The sequence below is a fragment of the Sphingobium sufflavum genome, assembly GCF_021403115.1.
In the GTDB taxonomy this organism is placed as follows: Bacteria; Pseudomonadota; Alphaproteobacteria; order Sphingomonadales; family Sphingomonadaceae; genus Sphingobium; species Sphingobium sufflavum.
Genome location: NZ_JAJSSH010000001.1, coordinates 357,311 through 379,433, shown reverse-complemented (window position 1 = coordinate 379,433; position 22,123 = coordinate 357,311). Strand labels below are relative to the sequence as shown.

At 64.6% G+C, this 22,123-nt stretch carries 19 protein-coding genes; 13 read left to right on the top strand and 6 right to left on the bottom strand.

Going from position 1 to position 22,123, the window contains the following annotated elements:
• Positions 1-112 precede the first annotated feature (112 nt).
• The 3 genes from LWE61_RS01940 to LWE61_RS01930 all read left to right on the top strand — a co-directional run bounded on the left by LWE61_RS01940 (position 113) and on the right by LWE61_RS01930 (position 4,240).
• Positions 113-1,966 carry a CHASE3 domain-containing protein gene (locus LWE61_RS01940; RefSeq protein WP_234148292.1) on the top strand — a complete coding sequence of 618 codons (1,854 nt, stop codon included), beginning with the start codon at positions 113-115 and terminating at the stop codon, positions 1,964-1,966.
• A 509-nt stretch (positions 1,967-2,475) separates the two neighbouring features.
• Positions 2,476-2,991, top strand: a complete 516-nt coding sequence (locus LWE61_RS01935) for an outer membrane protein (protein ID WP_234148291.1) — start codon at positions 2,476-2,478, stop codon at positions 2,989-2,991.
• 295 nt (positions 2,992-3,286) lie between these two features.
• On the top strand, positions 3,287-4,240 hold the full coding sequence (locus LWE61_RS01930; protein WP_234148289.1) for a phosphatase PAP2 family protein: 954 nt from the start codon (positions 3,287-3,289) through the stop codon (positions 4,238-4,240).
• A gap of 28 nt (positions 4,241-4,268) precedes the next feature.
• Here LWE61_RS01930 and LWE61_RS01925 read toward each other — a convergent pair whose 3' ends face one another.
• Positions 4,269-4,817, bottom strand: a complete 549-nt coding sequence (locus tag LWE61_RS01925) for a P-loop NTPase family protein (RefSeq protein ID WP_234148287.1) — start codon at positions 4,815-4,817, stop codon at positions 4,269-4,271.
• A 136-nt stretch (positions 4,818-4,953) separates the two neighbouring features.
• Complete coding sequence (locus LWE61_RS01920; RefSeq protein ID WP_234148593.1) at positions 4,954-5,529, bottom strand: septal ring lytic transglycosylase RlpA family protein; 576 nt, start codon at positions 5,527-5,529, stop codon at positions 4,954-4,956.
• A 141-nt stretch (positions 5,530-5,670) separates the two neighbouring features.
• On the opposite strand from LWE61_RS01920, the gene uvrA reads away from it, so the two are divergent.
• Positions 5,671-8,568, top strand: coding sequence for an excinuclease ABC subunit UvrA (gene uvrA, locus LWE61_RS01915; protein ID WP_234148285.1), 2,898 nt, complete (start codon positions 5,671-5,673; stop codon positions 8,566-8,568).
• A 113-nt stretch (positions 8,569-8,681) separates the two neighbouring features.
• Here the strand turns inward: uvrA and LWE61_RS01910 are convergent, their stop codons facing one another.
• Positions 8,682-9,935: an HD-GYP domain-containing protein gene (locus LWE61_RS01910; RefSeq protein WP_234148284.1), complete on the bottom strand. Its 1,254-nt coding sequence runs from the start codon at positions 9,933-9,935 to the stop codon at positions 8,682-8,684.
• Between the two features lie 735 nt (positions 9,936-10,670).
• Here LWE61_RS01910 and LWE61_RS01905 point away from each other — a divergent pair.
• The 3 genes from LWE61_RS01905 to LWE61_RS01895 all read left to right on the top strand — a co-directional run bounded on the left by LWE61_RS01905 (position 10,671) and on the right by LWE61_RS01895 (position 12,663).
• Complete coding sequence (locus LWE61_RS01905) at positions 10,671-11,327, top strand: DUF7700 domain-containing protein (protein WP_234148281.1); 657 nt, start codon at positions 10,671-10,673, stop codon at positions 11,325-11,327.
• A gap of 538 nt (positions 11,328-11,865) precedes the next feature.
• Positions 11,866-12,087: a hypothetical protein gene (locus LWE61_RS01900; RefSeq protein WP_234148278.1), complete on the top strand. Its 222-nt coding sequence runs from the start codon at positions 11,866-11,868 to the stop codon at positions 12,085-12,087.
• Positions 12,088-12,318: 231 nt separating this feature from the next.
• Entirely contained in the window at positions 12,319-12,663 is a 345-nt protein-coding gene (locus LWE61_RS01895) for a glycine zipper 2TM domain-containing protein (RefSeq protein WP_234148277.1), read from the top strand.
• 68 nt (positions 12,664-12,731) lie between these two features.
• Here LWE61_RS01895 and LWE61_RS01890 read toward each other — a convergent pair whose 3' ends face one another.
• Entirely contained in the window at positions 12,732-13,154 is a 423-nt protein-coding gene (locus tag LWE61_RS01890) for a low affinity iron permease family protein (protein ID WP_234148275.1), read from the bottom strand.
• Positions 13,155-13,266: 112 nt separating this feature from the next.
• On the opposite strand from LWE61_RS01890, the gene LWE61_RS01885 reads away from it, so the two are divergent.
• The 4 genes from LWE61_RS01885 (at position 13,267) to LWE61_RS01870 (ending at position 16,755) form a co-directional block, all read left to right on the top strand.
• The gene (locus LWE61_RS01885) at positions 13,267-13,584 is read left to right on the top strand and encodes a hypothetical protein (RefSeq protein WP_234148274.1); all 318 of its coding nucleotides are present in this window, start codon (positions 13,267-13,269) and stop codon (positions 13,582-13,584) included.
• Positions 13,585-13,708: 124 nt separating this feature from the next.
• Complete coding sequence (sucC, locus tag LWE61_RS01880) at positions 13,709-14,908, top strand: ADP-forming succinate--CoA ligase subunit beta (protein WP_234148273.1); 1,200 nt, start codon at positions 13,709-13,711, stop codon at positions 14,906-14,908.
• 168 nt (positions 14,909-15,076) lie between these two features.
• On the top strand, positions 15,077-15,826 hold the full coding sequence (locus LWE61_RS01875) for an electron transfer flavoprotein subunit beta/FixA family protein (protein WP_234148272.1): 750 nt from the start codon (positions 15,077-15,079) through the stop codon (positions 15,824-15,826).
• Entirely contained in the window at positions 15,823-16,755 is a 933-nt protein-coding gene (locus tag LWE61_RS01870; protein ID WP_234148271.1) for an electron transfer flavoprotein subunit alpha/FixB family protein, read from the top strand. Before LWE61_RS01875 ends, LWE61_RS01870 begins: the two co-directional genes overlap by 4 nt.
• A gap of 259 nt (positions 16,756-17,014) precedes the next feature.
• Here the strand turns inward: LWE61_RS01870 and LWE61_RS01865 are convergent, their stop codons facing one another.
• Positions 17,015-17,992: a right-handed parallel beta-helix repeat-containing protein gene (locus LWE61_RS01865; protein WP_234148270.1), complete on the bottom strand. Its 978-nt coding sequence runs from the start codon at positions 17,990-17,992 to the stop codon at positions 17,015-17,017.
• 298 nt (positions 17,993-18,290) lie between these two features.
• Here LWE61_RS01865 and LWE61_RS01860 point away from each other — a divergent pair, with 298 nt between their 5' ends.
• Complete coding sequence (locus LWE61_RS01860) at positions 18,291-19,895, top strand: inorganic phosphate transporter (RefSeq protein WP_234148268.1); 1,605 nt, start codon at positions 18,291-18,293, stop codon at positions 19,893-19,895.
• Positions 19,896-20,019: 124 nt separating this feature from the next.
• Complete coding sequence (locus LWE61_RS01855) at positions 20,020-20,937, top strand: CorA family divalent cation transporter (protein WP_234148267.1); 918 nt, start codon at positions 20,020-20,022, stop codon at positions 20,935-20,937.
• Positions 20,938-21,114: 177 nt separating this feature from the next.
• Here the strand turns inward: LWE61_RS01855 and ppk2 are convergent, their stop codons facing one another.
• Positions 21,115-22,029 carry a polyphosphate kinase 2 gene (ppk2, locus tag LWE61_RS01850; protein WP_234148266.1) on the bottom strand — a complete coding sequence of 305 codons (915 nt, stop codon included), beginning with the start codon at positions 22,027-22,029 and terminating at the stop codon, positions 21,115-21,117.
• Positions 22,030-22,123 lie beyond the last annotated feature (94 nt).

Here is a 22,123-nt window from a genome sequence, read left to right as displayed (position 1 = left end):
CCCTGAAACGGATACACAGTGTTGCGTCCGGCCGCGCCGACCGATAGCTCTGCGCGATCAGGCCCCGTTGCCGCGGGCAACCGGGACCATCGGGCCAGAATGACGGCCGGACATGACAGGGAGTGAGACGATCAGCGTGACCCGCAAGATATTGCCGCTGCTGCTGGGGGTGACACTGCTCGCCGCGACCACGATCAGCGCGATCTGGCTGTCGTCCCGGCAGGAAAAGGCGACCGGGTGGGTGCGCCACTCCATGCAGGTGCAGGCGATACTGGGCCGTGTCCAGTTGCTCGTGACCGGTGCGGAGACGGGCCAGCGCGGCTATGTGCTGACCGGCGACTCCGCCTATCTGCGGCCCTATCAGGACGCGGTCGCCCATATGCCCACGGAGATCGAGGCGCTGGCCCGGCAGACCAGCGACAATGGCCGGCAACAGGAACTGGTCACGCGCCTCACCCCCTTGCTGCGCGACCGGATGGAGGTGCTGTCCGCCTCCGTCGCGCTGATGAGCCTGCGCAAGGATCATGAGGCGGCCCAGCTTGTCCGCACCGGCCGCGGGCTGGAGCTGATGCGCAGCATCCGCTCGACCATCGACGCCATGGCGCGCGAGGAGGACCGGCTGCTGGCGGAACGGGTCGCGGCGGCGCAAGGCACCACGCGGGTGGCCCAGTCGGTCCTGATCGGTTCGGCGGTGATGGTCTTCCTCTTCGCCCTGTTCGTGGTGCCGGACGGCCTGCGCCGCATCCGCGAGATCGAGACGACCAACCATCTGTTGCAAAGCGAGATAGCGGAGCGCAGCGCCGCCCAGACGCAGGTGCGCCAGTTGCAGAAGATGGAGGCGGTCGGCCATCTGACCGGCGGCATCGCGCATGATTTCAACAATATGCTGGCCATCATCATCGGCAGCCTGGACCTGGCCAGGCGTCGCCTGACCGGGCAGGAGCATCCCAAGCTGGCCACCGCGCTGGACAATGCCATGTCGGGGGCGCAGCGCGCCGCGACGCTGACCGCACGCCTCCTCGCCTTCTCCCGGCGCCAGCCGCTGGAGCCGAAGGTGGTGGACGCCAACCGGCTGGTCGGCGGCATGTCGGAGATGCTGCGCCGGACCATCGGCGAGACGATCCGCGTCGAGACGGTGCTGGCGGGCGGCCTATGGGCGATCAACGCCGATCCGCAACAGATCGAAAATGCGATCATCAACCTGGCGGTCAATGCGCGCGACGCCATGCCGGCGGGTGGCCGCCTGACCATCGAGACGGCCAATGCCGAACTGGACGACCGCTACGCGCGCGCGCATGAGGAGGTGACGGCGGGGCAATATGTCGTCATCTCCATCACCGACACCGGCACCGGCATGACGCAGGAGGTGATGGACCGGGCGTTCGAACCCTTCTTCACCACCAAGCAGGTCGGGCAAGGCACCGGCCTCGGCCTGTCGCAGGTGTTCGGCTTCGCCAAACAGTCGCACGGCCATATCAAGATTTATTCGGAACTGGGCGCGGGCACGACGATAAAGGTCTATCTGCCCCGCCATGTCGGCGCGACCATCGCCGAAAGCCCCGCCCGGATCGACGAAACCGAACTGCCGCTGGGACAGGCGGGCGAGATCGTGCTGGTGGTGGAGGATGAGGCGAATGTGCGCCGTATGTCCGTCGATGCGCTGCGCGACCTCGGCTATACGGTCATCCATGCGGAGGACGCCCAGCGCGCCCTCGGCAAGCTGGCCAGCCATCCCAGCATCAGCCTGTTGTTCACCGACGTCATCATGCCCGGCATGACCGGCCGCGAACTGGTGGACAAGGCGCGGGCGGAGCGGCCCGACCTGCGCGTCCTCTACACCACCGGCTACACCCGCAACGCCATCGTCCACAGCGGCGTGGTGGACCATGACGTGCATTTCCTGTCCAAACCCTTCACCGTCGCCGCACTGGCGCGCAAGGTGCGAGAGGTGCTGAACGCGGCCTAGGCGAGCGGCGAAACAGGGCATCGAACGGAGCGAGCCGAAACGAGCGAACCGAAGGGCGCGACCCCGCGCCGCCGCGCCCTTCGCCGCCCCTGCGCGCCTCCGTTCACCCTGAGCCTGTCGGAGGGCCGCCCTCCTGCCCGCGCGGCCGGTGCAGTTCCCGCACTGGCCCGTCAGTCCGCACCATCCTGCGCATGGCGACTCTCCCCCTCCACCGGGGCTGTGGGCCACGCGCCAGCGCCTGTGGGACAGCGCGCCCCTTCCCGCCCCGCCTCCCACGCCATCTTACCGCAACCGAAAAGACCGTTCATCTTCCGGCCATGTCCATGCCGCTAGTGACCCCCATGCTTGGCCGATGGCGAAGCATGACAGGGGATATGAGACAAAGGCCGCAAGGACAGTGAACCACTGAACCCAGACAAGTCCTACCCCACCACCAAAAAGCCATGGCATACCCCGTCGCATGACTTTCATGCCACGGACCCATGCGCCCATCATTATTGAGGTTAGTCATGAAAACTGCGATTTTCGCGGCGATAGCTGCTGTCACCCTTGCCACCCCGGCACTGGCCCAGGACGACGCAGGCTCCTTTACCGGGCCGCGCCTTGGCGTGACCACCGGCTATGACAAGATACAGCATCAGGACGGCGTGACCTATGGCGTCGCCGCCGGATACGACATCGCCTTCGCGCCAAAGGTGCGCGCGGGTGTCGAGGTCGGCCTGGCCGATTCCACCGCGGGCGGCACCACCTTCGACGCCAGCCGCGACCTCAGCGCCTCCGCGCGGCTCGGCTATGTGCTGACGCCCCGGATCATGGGCTTTGGCAAAGTCGGCTACACATCCTCGCGATTCGAGGCGGTGGACACCACCATCGGCTCCGCGACGGAGGGCGTGCGCTATGGCGGCGGCGTGGAATATGCCGCAACGCCAAAGACCTATATCTCCGCCGAATATCAGCGGACGGAATATGGCAACAACATCGGCGGTCGCGACGCCGCCATGGTCGGGGTCGGCCTGCGCTTCTGATCGCGCGCCGATCGCCGGATTCGGGAAGGGTGGCGAGCGATCGCCGCCCTTTTTTGATACAGATTCCCGCGCAGGGGGCCGATTTCCGTCCCAAAGCGACAGACTTAGGTCGCAACCCGTCCCATTCCCGGCGCAGGGCGCTTGTCACCGGCGCGTCAGGGGATTAGCGCAGCATGGGAGACGCTGCGGGATGGAAACGGTCGGGGGACCGTACCGGCGGCGAAATGGCGGTACTTTGAAACAATCGGATAACGGCTTGCACAGGATGGGGGAGCAATCGGGGACGGAGCAGGACATGCCCATTCCCCTGCGCTGGCTGGTGGCCGGCATCACGGCGGGCGCCTTTATCCTCACGATCCTGATGATGCGGCTCGACATGCGCGTCGCGCTCAACGGCGCCAGCGCGGGCTTTGCGACGGCGGCGGTCATCCTGCTGCTGGTCCGGCACCGCTTTCGCCCCGCTGGCCCGCGCGCCCACCCCGTCGCCCATGCCATGGCGGAGGATGTGCTGGTCTTTGCCACCACCACGCTGGTCGGCGTGATCGCCAGCTATGCCGTCGCGGCCTGCACCACCGGCTGGGTGGACCATGCGATGGTCCGGCTCGACCATGCCATCGGCTTCGACTGGAACGATCTCTATGCGCTGACGGCGGCGCACCCCCTGCTCCAGATCATGGGCCGGATCGCCTATGCCAGCATCTATGCCTCGCCCGCGATCATCCTCCTGTCCTATGCCCTCAACCGGCAACGGGCGGAGGCGCGCTTCTTCCTCGCCTCCTTCTGGCTGGCGGCGGGGCTGTCGCTCTGCTTTTTCCTGTTCATGCCGACGCTGGGACCGCTGGCCTATGGCTGGCATGGCGCCATCGACTATATGCCGACCAGCGGCCTGTTCCAGGCGGAGATCATCCCGCTGCTGCGCGACCACAGTATGCAGGTGGTCGACCTGAGTATGCTGCGCGGCCTCGTCGGCATCCCCAGCTTCCACGCCGCCAGCGCCACCCTCTATATCCTGGCGGCGCGCCATACCGGCAGCGCGCGCGCGCCGCTGGTCCTGCTCAACGTGGCGATGATCTTCTCCATCCCGGTGGAGGGAACCCATTATGCCGTCGACCTGATCGGCGGCATGGCAGTGGCGCTGGTCGCCCATGGCGTGGTGACGCTGCTGGTCCGCGCCCGCCGCGTGCCCGCCCGCGATCCCATCGCCTATGCGCCGGGCGTCGGCGTTCCGGCGGTTGAGGGCGCATCCTGACCGGCAAACCGCGAAGGCCCACCGGCCTTTAACGCACCAATCCCTCCCCCTCGTAAAAATCCCGGATAGCCTGCGCGGACGCCAGCCGGATCCGGGGCAAGGCGAGACTGTCGAACAGCGCCGCCGACCGCTTGCGCCCCGCGCGATTGGCCACGACGATGTGCCGGATCATCACCCATTTCACGCTGTCGCGTCCGCCCGCCAGCCCGCCGACCCGTCGGCCCCGCTCGAACCAGCAGCGCCGCACATAGCGGGCCACGCTGGTCGCCGTGGGCACGTCGAGCAGGATCAGCCCGGTCGCCCGCGCCAGCCGTTGCGGCAGGCATCGCGAATAGCTGCCGTCCATCACCCAGCGGTCGCCCAGAATGGCGGCGGCTTGCAGCGCCAGAAACGCCTCTTCCGCACGCGGCACCCAGTCGCTGCCGGGCCGATGCTGTAACTGGTCGAGATGCACCGGCGACAGGTGACGCGCCCGCCCGATCGCCACCGCCAGTGTCGACTTGCCGCTGTTCGACGGTCCCAATAGGCAGATGCGCGGCCCCAGCGACGCCAGCGTCGGTCGCTCTTCCTGTACCATGCGGGCGTCTCCCTGCGGTTGCGGATGGACATGCCACGCCGCTGCCATGCCGGGAGTAGGTCGCTTGCCGCCTTACTATGGCAAGGGCGGCGTCCTTCTCAACCGCCTTTTCACGGGCGGGCGTCGAAGCCCTCTCCTAGAATCCGCCCCGCGCCAGTTGCGCGCGCAGATTGGCCAGCGCCCGCTCCGGCACGCGCGGCCGCTCCCGTGCGGGCTTGCCGTCGCGCAGGCGCTGCCGGTCCTCCTCCGACGGGTTGGCGATCCGCACCCGCACCGCCGCCTGCCCCTGCACCCGCATACCCAGCTGCTCCGCCGCGCCCTTCGACAGGTCGATGATCCGCCCGCGCCCTGCAAAGGGGCCGCGGTCGTTGATCCGCACCACGATCGTCCGCCCCGTGTCCAGCGCCGTCACCTCGACATAGGTGGGCAGCGGCAGGCTGGTGTGCGCCGCCGTCACCGCGCCGGGCCGGAACCGCTCGCCATTGGCGGTGCGGTTGCCAGATTCGGAGCCATACCAGCTCGCATAGCCGAGATAATCATAGGCCGGGTCCGCCGCCGGGCGATAGGTCTGACCGCGCACCACATAAGGCGCGCCGATCCGCACCGGCACGTCGCTGACCGGGCGATAGCCGCCGCCCGCGCAGGCGTAGAGCAGCAGGACGGACAGCAACGCGACGCCCCGCCGCACACCCGCACCGGCTCCCGCCACCATCAAATTCCCGCGCAAATCCATGGTGTCGGCTCATACCCTCTTGCACCGCGCGCCGTCCACGCCATCTTTGGGGGCAACCAATCGCCGCGCCTGCACAGCCCCGCTTGCAAGATGCGAACAAATCTGGAACAAACCACCCGCATGAGCCTAACCAAGATTTCCGTGCGCGGCGCGCGCGAGCATAACCTCAAAGGGGTCGATATCGACCTGCCGCGTGAAGCGCTGGTGGTCATCACGGGCCTGTCCGGGTCCGGCAAGTCCTCCCTCGCCTTCGACACCATCTATGCGGAGGGGCAGCGCCGCTATGTGGAGAGCCTCTCCGCCTATGCGCGCCAGTTTCTGGAGATGATGCAGAAGCCGGACGTCGAACATATCGACGGCCTCTCCCCCGCGATCAGCATCGAACAGAAGACGACCAGCCGCAACCCGCGTTCCACCGTCGCGACCGTCACCGAAATCTACGACTATATGCGCCTGCTGTGGGCGCGGGTCGGCATCCCCTATTCGCCCGCCACCGGCCTGCCCATCGCCGCCCAGACGGTCAGCCAGATGGTCGACCGGGTGATGACCCTGCCGGAGGGGACGCGCGCCTATCTCCTCGCCCCCGTCGTGCGCGGGCGCAAGGGCGAGTATAAGAAGGAATTGCTGGAGTGGCAGAAAGCCGGCTTCACCCGCGTCCGCATCGACGGCGAACTGTACGAGATCGACGAGGCCCCGACGCTCGACAAGAAATATAAGCATGACATTGAGGTCGTCGTGGACCGCATTGCCGTGCGCGCCGACATGCAGACCCGGCTGGCGGAGAGTTTCGAGGCCGCGCTCAAACTGGCCGACGGCCTCGCCTATGTGGACCTCGCCGATGGCGTCGTGCCGGGCCGCGAAAATGAAGCCACGGACGCCGGCGCCATGAAGGGCGCGGGCATCCCCGCCAACCGCATCGTCTTCTCCGAAAAATTCGCCTGCCCCGTCTCCGGCTTCACGCTGGCGGAGATCGAACCGCGCCTCTTCTCCTTCAACGCGCCGCAGGGGGCCTGCCCCGCCTGCGACGGCCTGGGTGAGAAGCTGGAGTTCGACGACCAGCTCGTCGTCCCCAACGAGGCGCTGACCATCAAGAAGGGCGCGGTCGTGCCCTGGGCCAAGTCCAACCCGCCCAGCCCCTATTATATGCAGGTGCTCGGCTCCCTCGCGAAGGAATTCGGCTTCTCCCTCGACACGCCCTGGGCCGAACTGCCCGGCGAGGTGCGCCTCATTATCCTGCACGGCACCGGCGGCAAGCCGGTCACGCTCAAATTCATGGACGGCCGCAAAAGCTATGAGGTGAACAAGCCGTTCGAGGGCGTCATCGGCAACCTCAACCGCCGTATGCTCTCCACCGACAGCGCGTGGATGCGCGAGGAACTGAGCAAGTATCAGACGGCGCAGCCGTGCGAGACGTGCGGCGGCGCGCGCCTGAAGCCCGAAGCCCGCTCGGTCAAGATCGCGGGCGAGGACATCTCCATCTCCACCCGCCGCAGCGTGGTGGACGCGCTGGCCTTCTTCCAAAGCCTGCCCGACCATCTGACCGACCAACAGAACCAGATCGCCAAGGCCATCCTCAAGGAAATCATCGAGCGGCTCGGCTTCCTCAACAATGTCGGCCTCGATTACCTGAACCTCGACCGCACGTCGGGCACCCTGTCGGGCGGCGAGAGCCAGCGCATCCGGCTGGCGTCGCAGATCGGCAGCGGCCTGTCCGGCGTCCTCTATGTGCTGGACGAACCCAGCATCGGCCTGCACCAGCGCGACAATGACATGCTGCTCGCGACCCTGAAACGGCTCCGCGACCTCGGCAACACCGTGCTGGTCGTGGAGCATGACGAGGATGCGATCCGCGCCGCCGACCATATCGTCGACATGGGACCGGGCGCGGGCGTGCATGGCGGCGAAGTCGTCGCGCAGGGAACGCTGAAACAGATACTCAAGGCCAAGGGATCGCTCACCGCCGACTATCTCAACGGCACCCGCTTCATCGAAGTGCCCAAGAAGCGCCGTAAGGGCAATGGCAAGAAGCTGACCGTCCACAACGCCCGCGCCAACAACCTGACCGGCGTGTCAGCGTCGATCCCGCTCGGCACCTTCACCTGCATCACCGGCGTGTCCGGGTCGGGCAAGTCCAGCTTCACCATCGACACCCTCTACGCCGCCGCCGCGCGCACCCTCAACGGCGCGCGGGTCATCGCGGGCGCGCATGACAAGGTGACGGGCCTCGAATATCTCGACAAGGTCATCGACATCGACCAGTCGCCCATCGGCCGCACGCCCCGGTCGAACCCCGCCACGTACACGGGCGCCTTCACCAATATCCGCGACTGGTTCGCGGGCCTGCCCGAAAGCGCCGCGCGCGGATACAAGCCCGGCCGCTTCAGCTTCAACGTCAAGGGCGGCCGGTGCGAGAAATGCGCGGGCGACGGCCTGCTCAAGATCGAGATGCATTTCCTCCCCGACGTCTATGTCACCTGCGAGGAGTGCCACGGCAAACGCTACAACCGCGAAACCCTCGAAGTGAAGTTCAAGGGCCACAGCATCGCCGACGTGCTGGACATGACGGTCGAGGATGCGCTGGAATTCTTCAAGGCCGTGCCCCCGATCCGCGACAAGATGGCGATGCTGGCGGAGGTTGGCCTCGGCTATGTCAAGGTCGGCCAGCAGGCGACCACCCTGTCGGGTGGCGAGGCGCAGCGCGTGAAACTGGCCAAGGAACTGGCCCGCCGCGCGACCGGCAACACCCTCTACATCCTGGACGAGCCGACCACCGGCCTGCATTTCGAGGATGTCCGCAAACTGCTCGAAGTGCTGCACGCTCTGGTTGAACAGGGCAACAGCGTGGTGGTGATCGAGCATAATCTGGACGTCATCAAGACCGCGGACTGGATCATCGACCTCGGCCCGGAAGGCGGTGTGAAGGGCGGCGAAATCGTCGCCGAAGGCACACCGGAGACGGTGGTGAAGGCCGCGCGGAGCTATACGGGGCGGTATTTGAAGCCGTTGCTGGGGAAGTAGGGGGTGAGCGTGGAGTTGGCCGATTGCGGACTGTCGGTTTATTGAAGGATAGGCTCGAATAGCGGCCGGTCTGGCTTGCATCATAGCGCATCGAACGTGCAAGCTCGCTCTTTTTAACAGCCTCCTGCAGCCAAAGGCGGCAACCGACCGTCTTGCAGGTGGTTGACCATCGCCTCCCAGTCTTTGAACCCCCATTCTGATGGAAACTCGGGCGAGATTATTTGGTCGCCGTCGAGGCTGTCCTTGATGACAACGGTTTCTGGATTCACGAACTGTTTCTCTCGTGCCGAATAAAACGCTAAAACTCGGGGCCGTGATACCCGTCGCCGATTGTTCAGAACGATGCCCAGCCGGTTACTCCTGAGGCGTACCAGCATACCGGTCGGAAAAATGCCTATACTCTGCATAAATGAGAACAGCAGTTTACGATCAAAATGGCCTTCCCAACTCCACATTGCTGCGACAGCTTCGGTCGGCGCCCACGCATCCTTGTAGGGGCGCACTGACGTAACTGCATCATAGACATCGCAGATAGCGCCCAACCGTGCCGCGAAGCTAATCTTCGACCCCTCTATTCCAAATGGATAGCCTGTGCCGTCAAGCTTCTCATGATGGTGACGGCATACATCAAGCGCGGATTCCACCATATTGGGCGCGGCACAAAGCATCTGATATCCCTGCTCGGGATGCGTCTTGATGATGGCAAACTCTTCATCGGAGAGGCGCCCGGCCTTGTTCAAGATTGGGTCGGGTACACCCATCTTGCCGACGTCGTGCAGCAAGCCTGCCAAGCCTAAATCAAGTATGGTTGCGCTGTCCAAGCCGAGATGACGCGACACGTTGATCATCAAAGCGCAAACCGCCACGGAGTGAAGGTAGGTGTACTCGTCTTTGGTTTTCAGGCGGGTGACACTTAAGAGAGCGTGTGGAGTACGAGCTACTGATACATTGATTTCATTGACCACATCGATCACATCCGAAATGCGAACCGCACGACCCAGCCTTGCCCGGTCGAAGGCACTTTGAATTACCTTCTTGGACCGCAGGACCAACTTTTGTGCCTGTTGCTTGTCGCTGGCTCTCTTCTCGTCACCAAAATTTTCCGCTGCCTCGGTCGGTCGGCGTGATTCAACTCGCAGAGGCTCAGTCGGCCTTAGCGCGTCCTGACGAGCGGATTGGTCGGGACCGATCCCCAACTCATCGTCCACCAGCACATAGGGTACATCAGAATTGCGGACTTTTTCGACATCCTCCGGGCATTCCAGCAGAAACCTGCGTGACCAGAAGGGATGTCGGAGCCACGAACCGCCAAAGCCATGAATATACATCCCAGCTCGAATCTGGTCGCACCTGATTTTTTGGATCATCGCTTACCCCCTCTAGGGTCTATCAGATCTTTAAGCGGTGCTGGCTTCTAACCAATACACCACTGATCATCACAACCCAGAACGTGCATGACAGCATGATATTAAGCGATGCCTAACGTTTTGCGGTCCCGTTTCTCACTCCGCGTGAGTGAATGTTACCACGTGAAATCTAAACGAATGGCAGCTTCCGAGAGAATTACCTCTCAGTCGCTACGGCAAAGACTAGCGCAAACCGGCCCACCCAAAAAACCTATCCTACACCCCGCCAACCATGCCCCCGGCGAGCGCCCGCAGCAGTCCATCCGTGCCGATAGGGCGACGGCCTTTACCACCACGGAACCGGAACATCGCCGCCATGGGAGGGGCGTGTCGAAGCCGGGCTGATCGGCAATTGCGCGCCCACGCCGCCGGACGTCGCCGCGATCCGCGATGCCAATGATACGCTGTTCCAGTCCCTTCGCCGCCGGAGCTGATCGCTGGGGGGGGGGGGGGACGCGCGACACCCGTCTTGCGCCCACCCATATCGGCAACGCCGCCTCCGCCCCGCTCCCCCTGACAGCCCCCACACACATCGGCCCAGCCGCTGCCCGCCACGCCCTCAGCTCCAGCGCCTACCCGGCCGAACCCTGCGCCAACCCATCGGCCGCGCCGATACCCCCTCCCCGGCAAGCCGCGATAGCGGTGGCGGGTCGGGATGCTGTAGTCTCCTGCGCATAAGGATTCGAGGAGATGACCATGGCCGAAACCGGCACCCCCGCGCTCGCGCCCGCAGGCTGGCCCGCCAACAGCGCGCCCAAGGCGCCGCTCGCGCCCAAAGCCGCCCCGGTCGAGCGCCCCGGCAGCAAGACCGTCGCGGTCGTGCGTGGCCAATATCATCACTTCATGCTGATCCCGATCCAGGATGACGAGGCGGAGTTTTTCCCGGCCGGGCCGATCACCTTCGGCATCGAATGTCGCGTGCTGGGCCATCCCGACGGGCGCGTGGGGGAGAGGGGGGCCAGCCTCCACGTCTTCAACGCCGACCGCAGCGAGGAATATCTGCGCTTCGACTGTTTCGAGCGGATTCCCCATTATCATTACATCCTCAACGGGCCGCAGCATAATATCGTCTGGGGCTATGACGAGGAGGCGAACGGGCCGATGCTCGACTGGGCGCTGGGGGCGCTGCGCCACCGGTTGCCGGTGATGCTGCGCGGCGCGGGGGCGGACGATCTGGCCGCGCGGGTCGAGCGCAAGGGCTTCGACACCGCCGTCCTCAGCCGGCTCCACGCCGCGATGGTCGCGGCGGACGCCCGCACCCGGCCCGGCACCGTGGAGCAGATCATGACCGGCGTGCGCTGGATGCAGCGGTGGAAGGAAATCCACCCGCAGTTTAACACCGTGGACCATTGACGCCCCACCCGGCACCCCGCCCGCGCCGGGACAGCAGGACAGGGCGCGCAGGGAAGGAGACGGCGATCCCCCTTCCGCACCAGTTCAGCCCCGGCAGGGACGACACGATCTTCGGAACGGGGACCGGTGGTCAAAGCCGGGGCGACCCACCCCCGCCACACGGGCCGCGCCATGGCGGAACGATGCGGCCCGCGTCCCTCCCTGCGGCACAGTGACATCCCGCCTTTTTGCCACCTCATCCGCGCATACGAAGACGGCGAGCCGAAAATGGCGGTTGTCCAAGACCGTCGAACCGAGGCACACGCCTTGCTGCAACAGAGCGCACGGATCCTATCTCAGCACCGGACGCTCGGAGTTTGAAGCGAGCACGGGCCGCACTGCAACCATTGGCAGGCCGTCAGGACGGAATGTCGATTGGCCCCACCCGTGCATCCGCCGTCACAGCCTTTTGGCCGCCGTGGGGAAACCATCGCGCCGCTGCCGCGTTGGGCCATCAACACATTCCAAGGCAACGACATTTCAAGGAAGGAGAAGGATCATGCTTCGCGCCCTTATCTTCGCAGGCATCGCCGCCGCCGCCGGTCGCCAGCTCTACAAGAATGGCTCGCTCCAGCGTTTCGGTGACAAGGTCAGGGACCGGGCCGACGATCTGAAAGCCTATGCGTCGGAAAAGCGCGCCTCGATCGAGGCCGCCGGTGGTCCCGGCGGCGCGCCGATCCGCCCGACCGCCGTGCACGATCACAAGCCGACCCCGGCCTGATCCCCCACCCTCTTCCGGGCGTTCCCCCCTTACGTCCGGCATGATGCGCCCCCATAGCGCATGACTTCACCCGCCCGTCGCCGCCAAGGCGAAGGGGCGGGTGCTTCTTTTGGCGCGTCGCTCCACGCAATGTCGGGCCGCGCGATGTCGGGCAGGGGCCTTTTCTCCGCAACCTCCCCGCCCGCCGACCGTTGGAGCCTTATCCGAAACGATGAAGAAGAGGATGCCCCGATGACCCGACCCCTCCTGATCGCCGCCACGGCGATGCTCCTGCCGCTGGGCGCCTGCACCGGCGATGGTTATGGCGACGGCTATGGCGGGCGTCCCGGCTATGCGTCGAACAACGACGGTTACTATCTGGGCGACAATGACCAGATCTATCGCAACAATGATGGCGGCTATTATTGCAAGCGCAAGGATGGCTCGACCGGCGTGATCGTCGGCGGACTGGCGGGCGGCGTGCTCGGCAATGTCATCGCTCCGGGTGGCAGCAAGACGCTCGGCACCCTCCTCGGCGCGGGTGCGGGCGCGCTGATCGGGCGCGAGGTGGATCGCAAGAACGTCCGCTGCCGCTGATCCTGCTGCGACAGCAGCCGCGATAAAAGGGCGCGATAAAAGGGTCTGTCTGCTGGTGCGACCGATGGTCAGCGCCGCACCAGCAGCCGGTCGATCAGTTCCGCCCGTGACGCGGCCCCGCCATTGCCATCGCTACCCGCGCAATCCTCCGTCTGCTCCAGCGCGTGGCGGATGCGCTCCAGTTCCGCGTCGGTCAGATGCTCGATGCCGATGAAGTCGTTGCGCGCATCGGCCACGGCGCGGATCAGTTCGTCCAGCTTCACCTGCATCGCCGCGGCGTCGCGGTTCTGGGCGTTCTGGATCAGGAACACCATCAGGAAGGTGATGATGGTCGTCCCCGTGTTGATGACCAGCTGCCATGTGTCCGACCATTGGAACAAAGGCCCGCTCACGCCCCAGATGATGACCACGCTCAACGCGATGATGAAGGCGGCGGGCTGGCCCGCCCATGCGGCGATCCGCGCGGCCACCATGCTGAAGAAACGGTCCATGGCTTGCTACTCCTGACGGGGATGCGGATGCGGTCTGCGTCCCCCTTGCGCTATCCCGGCGCCCCTGCCAATCCGCCGCGCGATAACCCATCGCTACCGGGAACCGTTCCAGATGCCTTCGCGCCACCTTCTCCCCCTCCTCGCGCTCTCCCTCTCTCTTGCCGGTTGCGCCACGCCACAGGCGCAATTGCGCACCGGCCTTGCCAGCGCGGGCCTGTCGGACGGCATGGCCGCCTGCATGGCGCAGGACATGACCCCGCGCCTTTCGGTGAAGCAGCTTTTGCGGCTTCGCTCCCTGTCGCATGTCACCGACCGCAACCCGCGCAAGACCAGCATCGACGCCTATTTGTATCAGGTCCGCGCGCTGGGCGATGGCGAGATATGGTCGATCACCAGCCGCGCCGCCGCCCGCTGCGCCCTCGGCCTTTGACGAAATAGCGCCACCCGACTTCGCAACTTTGCAAAATAGCGCCGCCGAGTCCCGCTGGACCGGCCCCGGCAAACATGCTTGGGAGGCGCCATCAATTTGCAACTTCAGCGCGAAGGCTTCTGCGATGAACATTCATGAGTATCAGGCCAAGGAACTTCTGGCGAAATTCGGCGCCCCCGTCCCCGCGGGTATCGCTGCGCTGACCGTCGAGGAAGCCGTCGCCGCCGTCGACACGCTGCCCGGACCGCTCTACGTCGTGAAGGCGCAGATCCACGCGGGTGGCCGCGGTAAGGGCAAGTTCAAGGAACTCGGCCCCGACGCAAAGGGCGGCGTGCGCCTCGCCAAGTCGAAGGAAGAGGTTGAGGCCGCTGCCAGGGACATGCTCGGCAACACGCTCGTCACCATCCAGACGGGTCCGGAAGGCAAGCAGGTCAACCGCCTGTACGTCACCGACGGCGCGGACATCCTCAAGGAATTCTACCTCGCTCTCCTCGTCGATCGTGGCACCAGCCGCATCTCCTTCGTCGTCTCGACCGAAGGCGGCATGGACATTGAGGAAGTCGCGCACAACACGCCGGAGAAGATCCACAGCTTCAGCGTCGATCCCGCGTCGGGCTTCCAGCCGCACCATGGTCGCGCCGTTGCCGCCGCGCTGAACCTGTCGGGCGACCTCGCCAAGCAGGCTGCAAAGGTCGCCTCCTCGCTGTTCGACGCCTTCCTGGGCACCGATGCCGAGCAGATCGAGATCAACCCGCTCGCCCTGTGCGAGGGTGACAAGCTCTATGTCCTCGACGCCAAGGTCGGCTTCGACGGCAACGCCCTGTTCCGCCACCCCGACGTCCTCGCGCTGCGCGACGAGACGGAGGAAGACCCGGCCGAGCTGGAAGCGTCCAAGTACGACCTCGCCTACATCAAGCTGGACGGCGACATCGGCTGCATGGTCAATGGCGCGGGCCTCGCCATGGCGACGATGGACATCATCAAGCTGAACGGCATGTTCCCCGCCAACTTCCTCGACGTCGGCGGCGGCGCGAACAAGGAGAAGGTGACGAACGCCTTCAAGATCATCCTGCGCGATCCCAATGTTAAGGGCATCCTGGTCAACATCTTCGGCGGCATCATGAAGTGCGACATCATCGCCGAGGGCATCATCGCCGCGGCGAAGGAAGTGAACCTCTCGGTTCCGCTCGTCGTCCGCCTCGAAGGCACCAATGTGAACGAGGGCAAGGAATTGCTGGCCAACTCCGGCCTCGCCATCGTGCCCGCCGACGATCTGGGCGACGCCGCCCGCAAGATCGTGGCAGAGGTGAAGAAGCTGGGCTGATCGCCCCCACGATAAGATAATCGGGCCGCGCATCGTGTTTCACACATGCGCGGCCTCATTGCGTTTGCAGGACTTGACCTGTGCGTCGGGTAAGGCAAAGGCAGTTTCGTTTATCCGGTTGGACTCTCCACGGCCCGGCACGCGGAGTTTTAGGAAGGACCGTTTGCAATGAAGATACTCGTGCCCGTGAAGCGGGTGATCGACTATAACGTCAAGCCGCGCGTCAAGGCGGACGGCACCGGCGTCGATCTCGCCAATGTGAAGATGTCGATGAATCCGTTCGACGAAATCGCCGTCGAGGAAGCCATCCGCCTGAAGGAAAAGGGCGCCGCGACCGAGATCGTGGCCGTTTCCATCGGCGTGGCCAAGGCGCAGGAAACGCTGCGCACCGCGCTGGCCATGGGCGCCGACCGCGCCATCCTGGTCCAGACCGACGATGAGGTCGAGCCGCTGGGCGTGGCCAAGATCCTGGCCAAGATCGTGGAAGAGGAAGGCCCCGGCCTCGTCATCCTCGGCAAGCAGGCGATCGACGACGACAGCAACCAGACCGGCCAGATGCTGGCGGCGCTGCTCGGCTGGCCGCAGGGCACCTTCGCCTCCAAGGTGGAAGTGTCGGGCGACACGGTCGACGTGACCCGCGAAGTGGACGGCGGCCTGGAGACGGTGAAGCTCAACACGCCCGCCATCATCACCACCGACCTGCGCCTGAACGAGCCGCGCTATGCGTCGCTGCCCAACATCATGAAGGCCAAGTCCAAGCCGCTGGCGACCAAGACCCCCGCCGATTATGGCGTGGACATTGCCCCGCGCCTCGAAACGCTGAAGGTCGGTGAGCCGCCGAAGCGGTCGGCCGGCATCAAGGTTGCCGATGTCGACGAACTGGTCGCCAAGCTCAAAGCCCTGGGAGTAGCCGCATGACGAAGACACTCGTTTGGGTCGAGCATGACAATGTGTCCGTCAAGGACGCGACCCTCTCCGCCGTCACCGCCGCGTCGAAGCTGGGTGAAGTCCATCTGCTCGTCGCGGGCAAGGGCGTCGATGGCGCCGCTGCCGAAGCCGCGAAGATCGCCGGCGTGGGCAAGGTCCATGTCGCGGACGACGCCGCGTTCGAACATGCGCTGGCCGAGAATGTCGCACCGCTGATCGTCGAACTGCTGGGCAGCCACGACGCCTTCATCGCGCCCGCCACCACGCATGGCAAGAATATCGCGCCGCGCGTCGCCGCCCTGCTCGACGTCGCGCAGATCAGCGACATCCTGTCGGTCGAGAGCGAGGACACCTTCACCCGTCCCATCTACGCGGGCAACGCCATCGCGACCGTCCGGTCGAAGGATGCCAAGAAGGTCATCACCGTGCGCGGCACCGCGTTCGAGAAGGCCGCCCGTGAGGGTGGTTCCGGCGTGGTCGAGGCGGTTGCCTCCACCGGTGACAAGGGCATCTCGTCCTTCGTCGGCGCCGAAATCGCCAAGCTGGAGCGTCCCGAACTGACCAGCGCCAAGGTCATTGTGTCCGGCGGCCGCGCGCTGAAGGATGCCGAGACGTTCGAGGCCACCATCTTCCCGCTGGCCGACAAGATCGGCGCGGCGGTCGGCGCATCGCGCGCCGCGGTGGACGCCGGCTATGCCCCCAACGACTATCAGGTCGGCCAGACCGGCAAGATCGTCGCCCCCGAAGTCTATATCGCGGTCGGCATCTCCGGCGCGATCCAGCATCTGGCCGGCATGAAGGACAGCAAGACGATCATCGCGATCAACAAGGATGAGGACGCCCCCATCTTTCAGGTCGCGGACATCGGCATCGTCGGCGATCTGTTCAAGATCGTGCCCGAACTGACCGAAAAGCTCTGATCCACTCCACCGGATCGCACCACGGAATGAAAACCCCGGTCAGCAATGGCCGGGGTTTTTCCATGTCCGCGAACCCCATCGGGCTGGCATAGGGCATTTTCAAAGGGACCGCTTACGGTCAACGGCTCGAAAAATACGGCACCAGACAAACGAGAGCGTTTTCGTCCCATGTAAGAACGCTCTCATAGCTACAGCGGATCGCATGCCCTGCCCATCATCCCGATATGGAGACCCTATCCGGCAACGGCTGGACGCAACGTCACTTCATTGGAATGACGGAGGAGAAAGCCCCATCCCTGCTGTTATTGCCGTTCACCGCATTATTGCCATAGGATATCAGGAGGCCGCCTCCGACCGGCAACAGTCCGCGTTCATTATGGTTGATCGTCGACCGGCCGACCAGCATTCCCGTGCCCACACCATTTGCCACCAGGGCATAGCTTCCGTTTCCAACAACCCGTACATTGTCGAGCGACAAGACCAGGGACTCCGCTGAATTCTTGAGTATCGAGATACCCAGAAGTCTATTGGCGTTCACATTAGTATCACTAACAACACCGGCGACCTTTCTGGTATATGCACCGCCTTGCACAGATATACCCTGTGTATTTCCCACAATATCGGATCTTGTAATATTCACGATTCCATCCCCATAGGGCGAAATATAGATCCCATAAGCACTACCCTCTGTACCGCTGTTATGAATTTTCGTTCCACTGACATTCAGGAATGAAAAAGCGTTGTGAGAGACATACTGTATTCCGCTTTGCCGGAAATTGCGGATGCTGCAATTTTCGATCGTCAATGAGCGGCCGGACAGGAAATGGATTCCGTTCAAACCACCAGCCGCGACGGGTTGCCCCGACACCATGCGGCCCATGCCCTCCAGATCCAGCCCGATCAGATACACGAAATCATCAATCCCGGCCTGAACGACAATGGCGTCCGTATCGACCGCCAGAATACCGCCGATCGCTCCGCCATCACATCGGATCGTGATCGCCTTGGTGATCGTCACCGGGCCGAACCCACCGGAATCGAGGCAATTAACCTCGCCGCTTGCCAGGGTCCGGGGCACAGCACTCGCAAATGTCGCGCAGGGAGCGGTTCGGCTGCAGGGATTGGCATCGTCGCCAACTCCCGAAACCCAGGTGCGCGCCAATTGCGCGGAAACAGTATTGACGAAGCCAATATTCAGGGCCGCCAATACTATCATGGCAATAAACGCACGAACCATGGTTTTCCTCATTTTACGTCAATCCAAACAGCAATCAGAAACGATCATCAGATATTCGATAATTCCGACTTAACTTCCCGATCCAGGATTAGACACAGAAATATCCTGCGTAAGACACCCCGCCAATCATCCAGAAAAAGACGCAGTCCGCCCTTGCGTCGGATGGACGGAACATCGGTCAATTCATCGGCCAATCGTTCAGCGAGCGGCGAGGGCTGCGTGCTGAACCCATTTTCACCGCAACATTGCTGTCATGGAACCGGCCTACCCCCGAATCATCTTTTGGGGAGCCGACAGCATGAGCGCATCTATCACCGCCGGGCATTATACCCGGCCCAATCTTGACCAAGGGCTGGGGCTGGCGGGCCAGGTCGGTCTGGTCGCTACCATCCTCGCCGCCCTCTTCTATGTCGCCTACAGCGTCTATGCGGATGCCAGCGCGGCGGGCGTCAGCGCCACGGCGCTGCTGCCCTTCCTCCTCCTCTTCATCGCCCTGCTCATCGCGCTCGGCTTCGAATTTGTGAACGGCTTTCACGACACCGCCAACGCCGTGGCCACGGTGATCTACACCAACGCCATGCCCGCCAATGTCGCGGTGGTGTGGTCGGGCTTCTTCAACTTCCTCGGCGTGCTGCTGTCGGGCGGCGCAGTCGCGTTCGGCATCGTCTCGCTGCTGCCGGTGGAGCTGATCCTGAAGGTCGGGTCGAACGCCGGTTTCGCCATGGTCTTCGCGCTGCTGATCGCGGCCATCGTCTGGAACCTCGCCACATGGTGGCTGGGCATCCCGTCCTCCTCCTCGCACACGCTGATCGGGTCGATCATCGGCGTCGGCGTCGCCAATGCGATGCTGCACGGCAAGAGCGGCACGGCGGGCGTGGATTGGACGAAGGCGACGGAGATCGGGCAGGCGCTCCTCCTCTCGCCGCTGATCGGCTTTGGCGTCGCCGCCGCCCTGTTCATCGCCATGAAGCTGCTGATCCGCAACAAGGCGCTGTATCAGGAGCCAAAGGACGGCGTGCCGCCGCCGCTGTGGATTCGCTCGCTGCTGATCTTCACCTGCACTGGCGTCAGCTTTGCCCATGGCTCCAACGACGGGCAAAAGGGCATGGGCCTCATCATGCTGATCCTGATCGGCACCGTGCCCACCGCCTATGCGCTCAACCGGGCCGTGCCCGCCAGCTACACCGCCGAATTCCACGTCAATGCGGACAAGGCCTATGGCGCACTGGCGCAGGGCGGCAGCACCCCGGCGCTCAGCGCACCGGCCGCCCGCCAGACCGTGACCACCTATATCGCCAACAAGAGCTATGAGCCGTCCACCACCCCGGCGCTGGCCGTGCTGGTCAAGGACATCGACCGGCAGGTTGGCGAATATGGCTCGCTGGCCAAGGTGCCCGCCGCCGCGGTGGAGAATGTCCGCAACGACATGTATCTCGCCTCCGAAGCCATCAAGCGGCTGGGCAAGGACAAAGCCGCTGGCCTGGACGATGCACAGAAGGACGCGCTGGGCGATTACAAGAAGTCGCTGGACGCCGGCACCCGCTTCATCCCGCTGTGGGTCAAGATCGCGGTGGCCTTTGCGCTCGGCCTCGGCACCATGGTCGGGTGGAAGCGGATCGTCGTGACCGTGGGGGAAAAGATCGGCAAGTCGCACCTGACCTATGCCCAGGGCGCGTCGGCGGAACTGGTCGCGATGGGCACCATCTTCGGCGCGGATGCGCTGGGCCTGCCCGTCTCCACCACCCATGTCCTGTCGTCGGGCGTGGCGGGCACCATGGCCGCCAACCGCTCCGGTCTCCAGATGAGCACGATCCGCAACCTGCTGATGGCGTGGGTGCTGACCCTGCCCGTGTCCATCCTGCTGTCGGGCACGCTCTACATGCTCTTCTCGAAGAGCTTCTGAGTGCCCATGCTTTGACCGGGGCCTTCCTCTGACCGGGAATCCGCCCCTGCCCCTCGCGGGCAGCACGCCGGGCGCGGGTCCGGGCCTCCTCTGGGGCCTGGACTTCGCGCCCGGCGGCGTTGCGGTGGCGGTGGAGCGGTGCGACAGCGCCCATCCCGGCGCCTTCCGCTGGCTCCACCTCAACCTCGCCGACCATGGCACGCGGGTGTGGATGGAGGGCGCCGCCAGCCTGCCCCCCGCCGCGCGCGAACTGCTCCTCTCGCAGGACATGCACCAGCGCGCGCTGGTGGAGGGCAGCGGGGACGACTGGGTGGTCTGCTGCACCCTCCACGACCTGGAGCGGGATTTCGACGTGCGCGACACCGCCCGCGTCGGCGCGTTGCGCGTTGCGCTGATGCCCGGCCTGATCGTCACCACCCGGCTGCACCCGCTGGGCTTTGCCGACATCGTGCAGCGCCGCATCCGCGACGGCGCGCGGGTGGACGGGCCGGGCGCGGCGCTGGACCTGCTGGTCAGCGCGCTGATCCAGAATATCGACAGCGTCATCCGCACCCTGTCCAGCGACGTGCAGGTGGCGGAGGACGCCTTTCTCGACGGCCATCATCCGCCGACCAGCCGCCAGTTGCTCGACATACGGCGGCGGCTGGCGCAGCTTCACCGTATGCTCGACGGCATGCAGCGGGTGTTCCGGCGGCTGGAACAGGACGACGACCTGCCCGATGCGCTCCACCCCACGATCGAGAAACTGTCGCAGCGGTTGCAGGGGCTGGATGCCGATGCGCTGGGCGTGCAGGGGCAGCTCCGCCTGCTGCGCGACGAACTCGACCTGGCGTCGGACCAGCGGACCAACCAGAATCTCTACCTCTTGTCGGTGATGACCGCGCTGATGCTGCCCGCGACGCTGGTGACGGGCCTGTTCGGGATGAACACCGGCGACCTGCCGTTCACCGGGGCGGGCGGCACCTTTGCGGCGACGCTGGTCGCGGCGGGCACGGCCGGGGCAACCTACCTTTTCCTGCGCAGCAAGGGCTTCTTCCGGTAATTTGGGAGGGGACGCTCCACCCTACCGCTTACGTCACCCCCGACCTGATCCGGGGTGACGGCTGAAGGACGTATCCGGGATAACAGTCGGGATAACAGTATAGGCACTATCCGGGGCAGGGCAGACGCACCGCGACCAAAGCCGCGCAACGACGACGCCCACCCTGCCTCTCACCCGTCAGAACACCGACGGCACATACATTTCCTCCGGCACCGGATGCCGGATATAATCCTCATGCCGCACCCGGTCGGGCAGGACCACCGACGACCGCGGCACATCCTCATAGGGGATCTGGTCGAGCAGATGGCTGATGCAGTTCAGCCGCGCCCGCTTCTTGTCCACCGCTTCCACCACCCACCATGGCGCTTCGGGGATGTGGGTGCGCTCCATCATCGCTTCCTTCGCGCGGGTGTAATCCTCCCAGCGGCGGCGCGACTCCACGTCCATCGGCGACAGCTTCCACTGTTTCAGCGGATCATGGATACGCATGTTGAAGCGGAACTGCTGTTCGTCGTCGGTGATGGAGAACCAATATTTCAGCAGGATGATGCCCGACCGCACCAGCATCCGCTCGAACTCCGGGACGGAGCGAAAGAATTCCTCCACATCATCCTCGGTGCAGAAGCCCATGACCCGCTCGACACCGGAGCGATTATACCAGCTCCGGTCGAACAGCACGATCTCACCCGCGGCGGGCAGATGCTGCACATAACGCTGGAAATACCATTGGGTCCGCTCGCGCTCGCTTGGCGCGGGCAGGGCGGCGACGCGGCACACACGGGGGTTGAGCCGCTGGGTGATGCGCTTGATCGCCCCGCCCTTGCCCGCCGAATCGCGTCCCTCGAACAGGACGACGACCTTCAGCCCCTTGTGCTGCACCCATTCCTGCAACCGCACCAGTTCATGCTGGAGGCGGAACAGTTCGCGGAAATAGATGCGCCGGTCGAGCTGCATCCGGTCCGGGTGGTCGGCCATGTCGCCCAGCAGGCTCTCCAGCCGGCTCTCGTCGATCTCCATCTCCAGCTCCTCGTCGAAGCTGTCGGCGATCTCCTCCTTGATGCGATCCATCTCGAAACCGTCGGACAGGGTCATGGCATATATCCCGAATGATTTCGGACAGCCTTGGCGCAGACTCATGACAGGGCGGTGACGGTGATAGCCGCCCTGCTCCTGTGTCCCCTTCCTG

Bases quoted from the DNA above. Each gene is read 5' to 3' on its own strand.
- LWE61_RS01940 (WP_234148292.1), top strand. From the start codon at position 113: ATGACAGGGAGTGAGACGATCAGCGTGACCCGCAAGATATTGCCGCTG.
- LWE61_RS01935 (WP_234148291.1), top strand. From the start codon at position 2,476: ATGAAAACTGCGATTTTCGCGGCGATAGCTGCTGTCACCCTTGCCACC.
- LWE61_RS01930 (WP_234148289.1), top strand. From the start codon at position 3,287: ATGCCCATTCCCCTGCGCTGGCTGGTGGCCGGCATCACGGCGGGCGCC.
- LWE61_RS01925 (WP_234148287.1), bottom strand. From the start codon at position 4,817: ATGGTACAGGAAGAGCGACCGACGCTGGCGTCGCTGGGGCCGCGCATC.
- LWE61_RS01920 (WP_234148593.1), bottom strand. From the start codon at position 5,529: ATGGTGGCGGGAGCCGGTGCGGGTGTGCGGCGGGGCGTCGCGTTGCTG.
- uvrA (WP_234148285.1), top strand. From the start codon at position 5,671: ATGAGCCTAACCAAGATTTCCGTGCGCGGCGCGCGCGAGCATAACCTC.
- LWE61_RS01910 (WP_234148284.1), bottom strand. From the start codon at position 9,935: ATGATCCAAAAAATCAGGTGCGACCAGATTCGAGCTGGGATGTATATT.
- LWE61_RS01905 (WP_234148281.1), top strand. From the start codon at position 10,671: ATGGCCGAAACCGGCACCCCCGCGCTCGCGCCCGCAGGCTGGCCCGCC.
- LWE61_RS01900 (WP_234148278.1), top strand. From the start codon at position 11,866: ATGCTTCGCGCCCTTATCTTCGCAGGCATCGCCGCCGCCGCCGGTCGC.
- LWE61_RS01895 (WP_234148277.1), top strand. From the start codon at position 12,319: ATGACCCGACCCCTCCTGATCGCCGCCACGGCGATGCTCCTGCCGCTG.
- LWE61_RS01890 (WP_234148275.1), bottom strand. From the start codon at position 13,154: ATGGACCGTTTCTTCAGCATGGTGGCCGCGCGGATCGCCGCATGGGCG.
- LWE61_RS01885 (WP_234148274.1), top strand. From the start codon at position 13,267: ATGCCTTCGCGCCACCTTCTCCCCCTCCTCGCGCTCTCCCTCTCTCTT.
- sucC (WP_234148273.1), top strand. From the start codon at position 13,709: ATGAACATTCATGAGTATCAGGCCAAGGAACTTCTGGCGAAATTCGGC.
- LWE61_RS01875 (WP_234148272.1), top strand. From the start codon at position 15,077: ATGAAGATACTCGTGCCCGTGAAGCGGGTGATCGACTATAACGTCAAG.
- LWE61_RS01870 (WP_234148271.1), top strand. From the start codon at position 15,823: ATGACGAAGACACTCGTTTGGGTCGAGCATGACAATGTGTCCGTCAAG.
- LWE61_RS01865 (WP_234148270.1), bottom strand. From the start codon at position 17,992: ATGGTTCGTGCGTTTATTGCCATGATAGTATTGGCGGCCCTGAATATT.
- LWE61_RS01860 (WP_234148268.1), top strand. From the start codon at position 18,291: ATGAGCGCATCTATCACCGCCGGGCATTATACCCGGCCCAATCTTGAC.
- ppk2 (WP_234148266.1), bottom strand. From the start codon at position 22,029: ATGACCCTGTCCGACGGTTTCGAGATGGATCGCATCAAGGAGGAGATC.